The organism is Isoptericola sp. NPDC055063 (genome assembly GCF_053608125.1).
Window position 1 is genome coordinate 1 of record NZ_JBSGUW010000011.1, and the last position, 12,466, is coordinate 12,466.

The 12,466-nt window shown below is 75.2% G+C and carries 8 protein-coding genes; 5 read left to right on the forward strand and 3 right to left on the reverse strand.

The genetic code is table 11. The features are described 5' to 3' along the window. Nucleotides 1-128: 128 nt before the first annotated feature. Together pth and ACWF41_RS14210 are read left to right on the forward strand one after the other, a co-directional pair. Complete coding sequence (gene pth / locus ACWF41_RS14205; protein ID WP_380318573.1) at nucleotides 129-734, forward strand: aminoacyl-tRNA hydrolase; 606 nt, start codon at nucleotides 129-131, stop codon at nucleotides 732-734. A gap of 129 nt (nucleotides 735-863) precedes the next feature. Beyond that, nucleotides 864-5,567 carry a DUF4082 domain-containing protein gene (locus ACWF41_RS14210; protein ID WP_380318570.1) on the forward strand — a complete coding sequence of 1,568 codons (4,704 nt, stop codon included), beginning with the start codon at nucleotides 864-866 and terminating at the stop codon, nucleotides 5,565-5,567. A 145-nt stretch (nucleotides 5,568-5,712) separates the two neighbouring features. Here the strand turns inward: ACWF41_RS14210 and ACWF41_RS14215 are convergent, their stop codons facing one another. The 3 genes from ACWF41_RS14215 to ACWF41_RS14225 are packed head-to-tail and all read right to left on the reverse strand — an operon-like array spanning nucleotide 5,713 to nucleotide 8,902. After that, nucleotides 5,713-6,750 (reverse strand): TolB family protein, encoded by a 1,038-nt coding sequence (locus ACWF41_RS14215; protein WP_380318567.1) that lies wholly within the window; start codon nucleotides 6,748-6,750, stop codon nucleotides 5,713-5,715. Continuing rightward, nucleotides 6,747-8,144, reverse strand: coding sequence for an MFS transporter (locus ACWF41_RS14220; protein WP_380318564.1), 1,398 nt, complete (start codon nucleotides 8,142-8,144; stop codon nucleotides 6,747-6,749). The genes ACWF41_RS14215 and ACWF41_RS14220 overlap by 4 nt, the downstream gene beginning before the upstream one ends. Then, nucleotides 8,141-8,902 (reverse strand): hypothetical protein, encoded by a 762-nt coding sequence (locus ACWF41_RS14225; protein ID WP_380318561.1) that lies wholly within the window; start codon nucleotides 8,900-8,902, stop codon nucleotides 8,141-8,143. Before ACWF41_RS14225 ends, ACWF41_RS14220 begins: the two co-directional genes overlap by 4 nt. Before the next feature lie 298 nt (nucleotides 8,903-9,200). On the opposite strand from ACWF41_RS14225, the gene ACWF41_RS14230 reads away from it, so the two are divergent. From ACWF41_RS14230 to ACWF41_RS14240, 3 genes are read left to right on the forward strand one after another with little or no spacing between them, the layout of a single operon-like run. Beyond that, nucleotides 9,201-10,319, forward strand: a complete 1,119-nt coding sequence (locus ACWF41_RS14230; RefSeq protein ID WP_380318558.1) for a Gfo/Idh/MocA family protein — start codon at nucleotides 9,201-9,203, stop codon at nucleotides 10,317-10,319. Further along, on the forward strand, nucleotides 10,316-11,311 hold the full coding sequence (locus tag ACWF41_RS14235) for an NAD-dependent epimerase/dehydratase family protein (protein ID WP_380318555.1): 996 nt from the start codon (nucleotides 10,316-10,318) through the stop codon (nucleotides 11,309-11,311). Before ACWF41_RS14230 ends, ACWF41_RS14235 begins: the two co-directional genes overlap by 4 nt. Continuing rightward, nucleotides 11,308-12,465: a DegT/DnrJ/EryC1/StrS family aminotransferase gene (locus ACWF41_RS14240; RefSeq protein WP_380318552.1), complete on the forward strand. Its 1,158-nt coding sequence runs from the start codon at nucleotides 11,308-11,310 to the stop codon at nucleotides 12,463-12,465. Before ACWF41_RS14235 ends, ACWF41_RS14240 begins: the two co-directional genes overlap by 4 nt. Nucleotide 12,466: the final 1 nt, after the last annotated feature.

Sequence of the window (12,466 nt, forward strand, 5' to 3'; positions counted from 1 at the left end):
CGAGCGGGGGCCCGAGTTCCCACCCTTCCCGTTTGTGGGGTTTCTCTTCCCCCCCCCCCCCCTCCAAGCGCCCCCCCCCCCCCCCCGCCCACAACAGGTTTCGGGGCACGCGTGGGAGAGGGATGCAGATGACGGACACCCCTTGGCTCGTGGTCGGGCTGGGCAACCCCGGCCCCAAGTACGCCGGCAATCGGCACAACGTCGGGCAGATGGTGCTCGACCTGCTCGCCGAGCGCACCGGCGCCCGCTTCTCCCGGCACGCGCGCGCCCAGGCCGTCGTCGCCGAGACCCGACTCGGCGTGCTGCCCGGCGGGCGCCCCGGCCCGCGCGTCGTGCTCGCCAAGCCCACGACGTACATGAACACCTCCGGCGGCCCTGTCGCCGGGCTGGTCAAGTACTACGGCGTGGACCCCGCGCAGGTGGTCGTCGTGCACGACGAGGTCGACATCCCGTTCGACACCATCAAGCTGAAGTCCGGCGGCGGCGAGGGCGGCCACAACGGGCTGCGCGACATCACCAAGGCGCTCGGCACCAAGGACTACGTCCGCGTGCGCGTCGGCGTCGGCCGTCCGCCGGGCCGCACGGACACCGCCGACCACGTGCTCAAGGACTTCTCCGCCACCGAGCGCAAGGACCTGCCCATCCTCGTCGACGACGCCGCCGACGCCGTCGAGATGGTGCTGGTCGAGGGCCTGCTCGCCGCGCAGGGGAAGTTCCACACCGCCCGCGCCTGAGCCTCGTCGTCCGAGCCTCGCGAGGGCCACGGGCGCGTGCTCGGGGCACGCAGAATCACCCGCGCGCGGCCGGGTGGATTTCCCTCCGGGCCGGTCCGCCGCGGGCATCGCGCTCGTAGATTTGCAGGCGTGAACAGCGCCCTGGCGAGTGCCGACTCCCGTCGACGCCGGTCGGTCCGGCACCGGCCGGCCGCCGCCGTGCTGGGCGTGCTGGCCCTCGTCGCCGGCGCGTTCACCGCCACCACCGCCACGGCCGCAGGTGACCCCTGCACCACCGGGGGCAACCCGATCGTGTGCGAGAACTCCAAGCCGGGCACCGACCCCGACGAGTGGGAGATCAGCGGTGCCGGGGACTCCTCGATCCAGGGCTTCGCGACCGACATCAGCGTCGACGGGGGCGACCGGATCGACTTCAAGATCGACACCGACGCGCGCGCCTACACGATCGACGTGTACCGCACCGGCTGGTACCAGGGCCTCGGCGCCCGGCACATCACGTCGATCCCGCTCGACGTCGCGCTGCCGCAGCGTCAGCCCGAGTGCATGAACGACGTCACCACCGAGCTGTACGACTGCGGCAACTGGGCGGTGAGCGCGCACTGGAACGTGCCCACCGACGCCGTCTCGGGCGTGTACGTGGCGAGGCTGTACCGGCCGGACACGGGAGGCGCGAGCCACATCACCTTCGTCGTCCGCGACGACGACTCGCGCTCCGACATCGTGTTCCAGACGTCCGACCCGACCTGGCACGCGTACAACATGTACGGCGGCTCGGACTTCTACCAGGGCGGCGCGAACAACCGGGCGTACAAGCTCAGCTACAACCGGCCGTTCTCGACCCGCGGGTTCGAGCGGGGTCGCGACTTCTACTTCAGCTCCGAGTACGCGATGGTGCGCTTCCTGGAGCAGAACGGGTACGACGTCTCCTACCAGGCGGGCGTGGACACCGACCGGTACGGCAGCCTGCTGCTCAACCACAAGACGTTCCTGTCGGTGGGGCACGACGAGTACTGGTCGGGCGGCCAGCGCGCCAACGTCGAGGCGGCGCGCGACGCGGGCGTGAACCTCGCGTTCTTCAGCGGCAACGAGGTCTACTGGCACACCCGCTACGAGCCGGCCGCCGCGGGCGGGGCCACCCCGTACCGCACCCTCGTGTCCTACAAGGAGACGTGGGCGAACCGGAAGCTCGACCCGAAGGCCGAGTGGACCGGCACGTGGCGCGACCCGCGCTTCGCGAGCACGGCGAACGGCGCCGGGCGGCCGGAGAACTCGCTCACGGGCACGATGTACATGGTCAACTACTCCGACCTGCCGCTCACGGTCACGGCGGAGGAGGGGAAGCTCCGCCTGTGGCGCGGCACCGACCTGACCAACCTCGCGCCGGGCACGTCGAAGGCGCTCGCCGCGCACACGGTGGGCTACGAGAACGACGAGGACGTCGACAACGGCTCGCGGCCGGCCGGCCTGGTGCGCCTGTCCACGACGACGGGCGCGGTGCCGGAGTACCTGCAGGACTTCGGCAACACGGTCGAGCCGGGCACCACCACGCACCACGCGACCCTGTACCGGGCCCCGAGCGGCGCGCTCGTCTTCGGTGCCGGGACGGTGCAGTGGGCGTGGGGCCTGGACCAGACGCACGACGGCGACGGGGCCCCCGCCGACGCCCGCATGCGGCAGGCGACGATGAACCTGCTGGCGGACATGGGGGCGCAGCCCCGCACCCCGGCCGCCGGCCTGACGGCGACCCCGGCGTCCACGGACACGCAGGGCCCGACGGCGACGATCACCTCGCCCACGGGCGGCGCCCTCTCCAACGGGTCGAAGGTGACGGTCACGGGCACCGCGACCGACGCGGGCGGCGGCAAGGTGGCCGGCGTGGAGGTGTCCCTCGACGGGGGCAGCACGTGGCATCCCGCGACGGGCCGCGGCACGTGGTCGTACACGGGGATCCAGCACGGGGTGGGGGCGAACCAGATCCGGGCGCGGGCCACGGACGACAGCGCCAACATCGGCGCCCAGTCCTCCGTCGGGGTGACGGTCTCGTGCCCGTGCTCCGTCTTCGGAGCCGAGACGCCCGCGACGCCCTCGACCGACGACACGTCCGCGGTCGAGCTGGGGATGCGGTTCGAGCCGCTGTCGGACGGCTACGTCACCGGCGTGCGGTTCTACAAGGGCCCGCGCAACACCGGGACGCACCGCGGCGCCCTGTGGGGCCCGTCGGGGGAGCAGCTCGCCGCCGTGACCTTCACCGGCGAGTCCGCGACCGGATGGCAGACGGCCCAGTTCTCCCAGCCGGTCGCCGTCGCCGCCGGCGTCACCTACACGGCCTCGTACACCGCACCGGCGGGTGGTTACGCGGTCGCGGCGGACGCGTTCTCCTCGCGCCCGGTGGACGCGTACCCGCTGTCGGTGCCCGGGGGGTTCGGGGCCACGCCGGCGGGGGTGTTCGGGAACGCCGGCACCGTGCCCACCCAGACCTGGGACAACTCCGCCTACTACGTGGACCCCGTGTTCACGACCACCGACGACTCGCCCCTCGCGGCGATCGGCCAGCAGCCGGCCGCCGGCACCGTCAGCGTCCCGACGGACACGACCGTGTCGGTCCGGCTGTCGAAGGTCGTGGACGCCGGCACCGTCCGGATGGTGCTGAAGGACTCCAACGGCGTGGCCGTGAGCGGCGCGACCACCTACGACCCCACCACGCGCACCGTGACCTTCCGGCCGGGCGCCGCCCTGGCCGGCTTCGTGACGTACACGGCGACCGTGTCGGCGACGTCGACCGACGGCAAGACCGTGGGCACGGGCGCGTCGTGGTCCTTCCGCACCCTGCGGCCAGCGTCGGTGGACTGCCCGTGCGGCCTGTACGACGAGTCGGTGCGGCCCGGCGTCGAGGCGGACACCGACCCCGACGCGGTGACGCTGGGCACGCGGTTCACCCCCGCGGCGGACGGCACGGTGTCCGCCGTGCAGTTCTACAAGGGGGCCGCGAGCAGCGGCCCGTACACGGTGGCGCTGTGGGGCCCGGACGGCACGCGGCTGTCGACGGCCACCGTGACCTCGCCCGTGACGTCCGGCTGGCAGGAGACCGCCCTGCCGGCGCCCGTCCCGGTGACCGCCGGCCAGACGTACACGGTCAGCTACCGCACCGAGACCGGCCGGTACGCCGTGGCCGCGGGCGGCCTCGCGCAGCCGATCACGACCCCGCAGCTGGCCACGCCTCCGAACGGTGGGGCGTACACGTACGGCACGGGCTTCCCGGGCACCACCACGTCCACCGGCTACCTCGTGGACGTCGTGTACACGCCGACGCCGACGGTGCCGACGCTGTCGGCCCGCACGCCCGCCGACGGCGCGATCGACGTCGACCGCGCCACCACCGTCTCCGTCACCGCGAGCGTCCCGCTCGCCGCCGGCGCCACGCTCACCCTGCGCGACGCGCTCGGCGTGGTCGTGGCCGGCACGACCACGAAGGACGCGACCGGCCGCACCCTCACGCTCGACCCGGACGCCGCGCTCGCGGCCGGAGCGGTCTACACGGCGTCGTTCGCCGGCACGGGCGGTGGCACGGACCTGTCGTCCACGTGGCGGTTCACGACGGCCGCGGCCTCCGGGGCGTGCCCGTGCACGCTGTTCGGGAGCGCGCGGCCCGCGGTCGAGGCGGACCGCGACTCCGCGGCCGTCGAGCTCGGCACCGTCGTGGTGCCCGACGACGACGGGTACGTCACCGGCGTGCGCTTCTACAAGGGTGCGGGCAACGGCGGCACCCACACCGGATCCCTGTGGTCGGAGGGCGGCACGCGCCTCGCGACGGCGACGTTCACGAACGAGACGGCGTCCGGCTGGCAGACCGCGACCTTCTCCTCGCCGGTGCCGGTGGTGGCGGGGGCGAAGTACGTCGTGTCGTACCTGGCGCCGCAGGGGCGGTACTCCTACGACAGGAACTACTTCGGGCAGGCGTACTCCGCCGGCCCCCTGGCGGTCCCCGTGGGGGGCGGCCGGTACCTCTACGGGGGCGGCTTCCCGCAGTACAGCTACGAGAACGCGAACTACTGGGTGGACGTCGTGTTCACCAACGGCCCGCTGCGCGTCTCGTCGGTGTCGCCGGACGCGGGCGCGACCGGCGTCCCTGCGGCGACGACGGTGACGGCCCGCCTGTCGTACGCGCCGATCGCGGCGGACCCCGTCCTCGCCCTCAAGGTCGGCACCACCGCCGTCGCCGGGACGTCGTCCTACGATCCGGCGACGCGTCGGGTGACGTTCACGCCCTCCCAGGCGCTGCCCGAGGGCGTGACGGTGACGGCGACGGTGACCCTCGCCGGCGACGTGCTGAAGACCTGGTCGTTCACCACGGCGGTGACCGAGCCGGTGCCCACCGGGCTCTGGACCGACGCGGACACCCCGGCCTCGGCGTCGTGGCCCGACCCGGACCCGGTCCAGGTGGGCACCCGCATCACCACGACGCAGGCCGGCACGGTCAAGGGCGTGCGCTTCTACCAGGGCCCCGGCAACACCGGGACGCACGTCGGGTACCTGTGGTCGTCGGGCGGCACGCTGCTCGGGACCGGATCCGCCGCCGAGGTGTCCGGCACCGGGTGGCGCACGATCCTGTTCGACACCCCGGCGCGGGTGACCGCGGGGCAGTCGTTCGTCGCCTCGTACTGGGCGCCGAACGGCTGGTACGCGGTGACGAGGAACGCCCTGTCCCAGGTGCGGACCGTGGGGCCGCTGTCGACGCTGGTTCCGGGCGGCGCGTACGTCTACGGGCAGGGCTTCCCGTCCGGCACCGCGCCGCACAGCTACTGGGTGGACGTGCTGTTCGTGGCCGACAGATGACCGAGCCGCCGCGCCCTCGGGCAGCGGCGTGCTACCGCCGGGTCATCTGCCCGTCGGCATGTCGCGCGGGCGTGGCGACGACCTGACCTGGCGGCGGCGCCCGTCGTCGTCGACGCTCGTCAGCACGCGGCGCTGAGCGACCGCTTCACCGGACGACGGACGGCGACCAGGCCTCGGGGACGAGGACGGCGGGGGAGCCGGAGCCGTCGGCGGGCAGCCGCCACACGTCGGTGACGCCGGGCTGGTCGGCGCGGGGCAGGCCGTAGAGGATCGTGGCGTCGTCGAGCCACTCGATCTGGTCGTCGACGTCGCGCTGCTCGGCGTCGAGCACGGTGACGTCGCCGGAGGCGAGGTCCAGCACGGCGGGCGTCCAGTGCACCTGCGGCGCGTCGCCGACGTCGCGCTTGAACGCGATGCGCGTGCCGTCGGGGGACAGGGAGGGGCACTCGACGTCCTCGGCGACGGCGGTGAGGGTGCGGCCAGCGACGTCGCCGTGCACCAGCCACGTGTGACCGAGGGTCTTCGACTGCGCGGTGGCGTAGAAGGTGTCGTCGTCGACGAACGTCACGCCCCACAGGTTCCGGTCGACCGGCGCGATCTTCTCGCCGTCGACCAGCAGCGCGTACTCCTCGATGTTGCCCAGGCCGGCCGGCTCGCCGTCGGGCAGGGCCGAGAGGTCGTGGATCACCGTCTCCGTGGAGAACCCGGTGGCGGCGTAGGAGTGGCCGGTAACGAACGCCGTCGTGGAGACGCGGGTGCCGTCGTCGGACAGCCGGGTGCGGCTCGGGACCCCGGGGAGCGGCCAGGTCGCGACGTCGCGCCACGACGCGTCGAGCACGGACGCGGAGAACGTCGGGGCGACGCCGCGGCCCGTGCGCAGGCACGACGCCCGGCCGGGGACGGCGTCGACCCGGTCGCACGCGGCGGGGGTGACGTCGCGCGGCCCGGCCGGGTCGTCGAGCGGGACGACGGCGACGCGCCCGAACAGGTCGCCGGGCGCGGTGGAGCGGAACACGATCCGCGGGCCGTCGTCGAAGGAGCCCGCGGCCGCGACGGCGACGTCGGTGGGCGCGGCCCGCTCGGCCCGCGAGCGCCGCAGCTCGAGCGCCCCGACGACGCCGACGACGACGAGCACGACGACGGCGATCGCGGCGACGGCCGCGATCCGGGCGGTGCGGCTCACGGACCGCTGTCCGCTCGGGCGCGGGACGGGGCGGTGTCCTGCGAGTCGCCGGGCGCGGGGACGGCGTCGCCGTGGCCGCGCAGCAGGAGCCACCCGGCGGGGACGGCGACGGCGAGCAGCACGGCCACGGTGGCGAGCGCGGCGTCGCGGCCCACGGTGTACCAGAGGACGCCGAACCCGACGGAGGCCAGGAGGCGCCCCAGCGCGACCGCGGTCTGCACGGTGCCGATGGCCGACGCGCGGACGGTGGCGGGCACGGTCGCGCCCGCGAGGGCGGCGAGCACGCCGTCGGTGGCGGCGTAGAAGGCGCCCAGCAGGACGAGGACCAGGAGCGTGACGGGCAGCGACCCGGGCCCGGTGGCGCACACGTACGCGGCGAGCAGCGCGAGGTGCCCGCCGACGAACACGCGGGTGCGGCCCACACGGTCCGCGAGCCGGCCGAACGGCACGGCGAGGGACATGTAGGCCACGTTGGTGCCCACGTACAGCAGCGGGAACCAGTGCGCGGCGAACTGGCCGCCGTCCTGCAGCGCCAGGTAGAGGAACCCGTCGCCGACGGTCAGGAGGGCGAGGAACCCGGCGACGAGCACGGTGCGCCGCATCGCGGGCATCCGCAGGAACGCCCAGCTGAACCGCACCCCGACGGTCTCCAGGCCGGGGGCGTCGCAGGTGCAGCCCTTGCAGGCGGGCAGGCCGCGCTCGCCGCGGGTGCGGTGCTTGGCGAGCCAGGCGGCGCTGCGGGGCCGCACGTCGGGCACGAGGAGCACGAGCACGGCGACGCCGAGCACCGCGGCGCCGAACGACGCGACGAACACGGTGGTGTACCCGTCGGGCACGAGCCACAGGACGGCGAAGGCGAGCAGCGGGCCGAGGGCGGCGCCGACGGTGTCGAGGGCGCGGTGCACGCCGAACGACCGGCCGAGGTTCCGCGGGGTGGAGGACGCGGCGATCATGGCGTCGCGGGGCGCGGTGCGGATGCCCTTGCCGAACCGGTCGAGGGTGACGAGCGCGACGAGGGCGCCCGCCCCGGTGGACAGGAGCAGCCCGGCGCGGGTGAGCGCGGACGCCGCGTAGCCGACGAGGGCGACGCGCTTGGGGTGCCCGCCGCGGTCGGCGGCCCAGCCCGCGGCGATGCGCACCACGGAGCTCGCGCCCTGCAGCACGCCGTCGACCAGGCCGTAGGCGATCGTCGTGAGGCCGAGCGCCGTGGTCATGTACAGGGGCAGGACGGCGGCGACGGCCTCGGACGACACGTCGGTGAGCAGGCTGACGACGCCCAGGCTCACGACGACCGACGACACCTTGCCGACCGTGCGGGAGCGGGGCCGCCCCGTGGGGCCGGCCGGTCCGTCGGGCGCGACGGCGGGCCGGGACGTGCCCGCGGGCGCGGTCACCGCGCGGCCCCGGCGGGCACGACGAGGGCGGCGTGCAGCTCGACGGCGCAGCGTCCGCCCTTCGCCCCGCGGGCGTCGGCGGCCACGGTGACGGACTCCGCGCTCGAGCCTGTGCCCCGCGTGAACCGGGCGAGCGTGCCGGCGGCCTCCCCGCGCCGCGGCGCCTCGGCGAACCCGCCGGAGGTGAACCATGACCGGTAGGCCAGCAGCACGTCGGCGCACGGGCGGGGCACGCCGGCGGCGAGCGCGGCCTGCACGCGCCGCTTCTCGCGCGTGACGGAGCTGCTGCGCACCGTGGCGTCCTCGGGGACGAGGACGACGCCGTCCGGGAAGCCCACGACCAGCCGGTCCGTGGCGTTCCCGCTACGGGGGGCGTGGGTGAGGCGGCCCGCGGCGGGCACGTCGGCCAGCAGGTCGCCGAGGCCGGTCGCGGACGCCTTCGCGGGCGGCGCGACCTCGCTCCCGTCGCCGCCGGACTGCCCACCGCTGCCGGCGGTCGGGTCGCTCGTCGGGGTGGTGGAGGCGTCCGTGCCGGTGGCCGGGGCGTCCGTGCCGGTGGCGGCCGTGCCGTCTCCGGCGGCGGCGTCGGTCGGGTCGGCGTCGGTCGGGTCCGTCGAGCGGGTCACGGGCGTCGCGGAGGTGCCGCCGCCCGTCCCGTCGCCGCCGGAGCCCGTGGGCGAGCACCCGCCGAGCAGCGCGGCGACCACGACGACCGGCAGGACGGTCGCCGCGAGGAGCGGGGCGGGACGACGGTGCACGGCGGACCTCGGAAGGGCTCGGGCGGGCGCGGCGGCGACGGCGGTCGCCGTGCGGTCAGGCTATGTCTCCGGCGCGCCGCGGAGACCGGGCGGGACGACAGTTCACCCCGGCACCGGCGGAGTTCACCCGCCCTCCTCGTGCGCCGCCCGCCGCGGGCCTCGTTTCACCCGGGATCGGCGGGTGAACTGGCACGACGGGCCTTCAACGGGTCCCGACCGCGCGCTTACGTTCGACGCATCCGGTGTCCGTCGGGGACAGCGGGAGGGCGTCGTCGGGCGCCGGCAGGAGGAGTCGAAGATGCCGTCACCGTTGCGGGCCGCCGTCGTGGGCGCCGGGTACTGGGGGCCGAACCTCGCGCGCAACCTCGCCGCGTCCGAGGACTGGGAGCTCACGGCCGTGTGCGACCTCGACGAGGAGCGGGCGCGCCGGGTCGCGCTGTCGTCCGGCGGGTCGGACCTGGTCGCCGTCGAGACGTCGCTCGACGCCCTCCTGGCGCGCGACGACGTGGACGCGGTCGCCGTCGCGACGCCCGCGCGCACCCACCACGCCGTCGTCATGGCGGCGCTGCGGGCCGGCAAGCACGTGGTCGTGGAGAAGCCGATCGCGGACGGCGCCGACGCGGCGCGGGAGATGGTGGCGGAGGCCGCCGCGCGGGACCTCGTGCTCATGACCGACCACACCTACTGCTACACGCCCGTCGTGCTGAAGATCCGCGAGCTGGTGGCGTCGGGCGAGCTCGGCGACCTGCTGTACATCGACTCCGTGCGGATCAACCTCGGCCTGGTGCAGCCCGACGTCGACGTGTTCTGGGACCTCGCGCCGCACGACCTGTCGATCATCGACTTCGTGCTGCCGGGCGGCCTGCGGCCCGAGTCGGTGTCGGCGCACGGCGGCGACCCGCTCGGCGCCGGCAAGGCGTGCGTCGGCTACCTGTTCCTGCCGCTCGGCGGCGGCGCCGTCGCGAACGTGCACGTCAACTGGCTCAGCCCCACGAAGGTGCGGCGCATGACCATCGGCGGCACGCGGCGCACCCTCGTGTGGGACGACCTCAACCCGCAGCAGCGGCTGTCCGTCTACGACCGGGGCGTGGACCTCGAGACGCAGGCGCTCGACAGCCTGGATCGGCGCGCCGCGACGGTGTCCTACCGGCTGGGCGACACGTGGTCGCCGGCGCTCGCGGAGCGCGAGGCGCTGGGCGTCATGGTCGCGGAGCTGGCGGCGGCGGTGCGCGAGCGCCGGGCGCCCGTCACGGACGGCGCCGCGGGGCTGCGCGTGCTGGGGGTGCTGGAGGCCGCGTCGCGCAGCCTCGCCGCCGACGGCGCGCCGGTGGGCGACGGCGTCCCCGCCGGGCGCCCCTCGGGGTACCCCGTCGGGCACCGACGGGGTCTGGGCGAGCTGGTGGGGGGTGCGGCATGAGCACGCTGCAGGGGGCGGAGGTCCTCGTCACCGGCGGGGCGGGCACGATCGGGTCGACGCTGGTGGACCAGCTGCTCGACGCCGGCGCCGGCCGCGTCGTCGTCCTGGACAACCTGGTGCGCGGGCGGCGCGCCAACCTCGACGACGCGCTCGCCACCGGGCGGGCGGAGCTGGTCGAGGGCGACATCACCGACCGGGACCTGGTGCACGACCTCACCCACGGCAAGGACCTCGTCTTCCACCAGGCGGCGATCCGGATCACGCAGTGCGCCGAGGAGCCGCGGCTCGCGCTCGAGGTGCTCGTCGACGGCACGTTCACCGTGCTGGAGGCCGCCGCCGAGCACGGCGTCGACAGGGTGGTGGCCGCGTCCAGCGCGTCCGTGTACGGGATGGCGGAGCAGTTCCCCACCTCCGAGCGGCACCACCACCACAACAACGACACCTTCTACGGGGCGGCGAAGTCGTTCAACGAGGGCATGCTGCGCTCCTTCCGCGCCATGTCCGGGCTCGACTACGTGGCGCTGCGGTACTTCAACGTCTACGGCCCGCGGATGGACGTGCACGGCCTGTACACGGAGGTGCTGGTGCGCTGGATGGAGCGCATCGCCGACGGGCGACCGCCGCTGATCTTCGGCGACGGCCGCCAGACGATGGACTTCGTCTGCGTGCCCGACATCGCGCGCGCCAACGTGCTCGCCGCGCTCAGCGACGTCGCCGACGGGCACTACAACATCGCCAGCGGCACCGAGACGAGCCTGCTCGAGCTGGCCGAGGCCCTGCTGCGCGTCATGGGCTCCGACCTGGGCGTGGAGCACGGGCCCGAGCGGGCCGTCAACGGGGTGGCGCGCCGCCTCGCGGACACCCGCGCGGCCCGCGACGACCTCGGCTTCACCGCCACCATCGGGATCGAGGAGGGGCTGCGGCTCCTCGTCGACTGGTGGCGCCCCCTGCGCGAGGAGATCGCCGCGGGCCGGCAGGCGGTGCCGGCATGACCGCCGGACCGACCGCCGAGACGCTGCCGCGCATCCACGTGATGCAGCCGTGGATGGGCGCGGAGGAGATCGCCGCCGTCACGGAGGTCATCGCGTCCGGCTGGGTGGCGCAGGGCCCGCGCGTCGCCGCGTTCGAGGCCGCGTTCGCCGACGCGGTCGCCGCCGCCGAGGCCGTCGCGACGTCGAGCTGCACGACGGCGCTGCACCTCGCGCTCGTCGTCGCGGGGATCGGGCCGGGCGACGACGTCGTCGTGCCGTCGTTCTCGTTCGTCGCCACCGCGAACGCCCCCACCTACGTGGGCGCGCGCCCCGTCTTCGCGGACGTCGACCCCGGCACGGGGAACGTCACTGCCGCCACGGTCGCCGCGGCGCTCACGCCCGGCACGCGCGCCGTGATCGTGGTCGACCAGGGCGGGGTGCCCGTGGACCTCGACCCCGTCCGCGCCCTGTGCGACCCGCGAGGGATCGTCGTGATCGAGGACGCCGCCTGCGGCGCCGGGTCCACGTACCGCGGCCGCCCCGTCGGGGCGGGGGCCGAGCTCACCGCCTGGTCGTTCCACCCCCGCAAGCTCCTGACCACGGGCGAGGGCGGCATGCTCACCACCCGCGACCCGGCGCTCGCCGCCCGCGCGCGACGCCTGCGCGAGCACGCGATGAGCGTGTCCGCCGCCGACCGCCACGCCAGCGTCGTCGCCCCGCCCGAGGTGTACGACGAGGTGGGCTTCAACTTCCGCATGACCGACCTGCAGGCCGCCGTCGGCCTCGTGCAGCTCGGCCGGCTGCCCGAGGTCGTGGCCCGCCGCCGGGAGCTCGCCTCCCGGTACCGCGCCGCGCTCGCCGGGGTCGCCGGGGTGCGGCTCGTCGACGACCCCGCGTGGGGGACGGGCAACTTCCAGTCGCTGTGGCTCGAGGTGGGCGACGGCTACCCGCTGGACCGCGAGGGGCTGCTCGCCGCGCTCGGCGCCGCGGGCGTCTCCGCGCGCCGCGGCATCATGGCGGCCCACCGCCAGCCCGCGCACGCCCACCGGGCGGGGGTGCCGCTGCCCGTCACGGAACGCCTCACCGACCGCACCCTCGTGCTGCCGCTGTTCCACACGATGACCGACGACGAGCTCGACCGCGTCGTCGCCGTCGTCCGCGCGGCGGGGGGCTGAC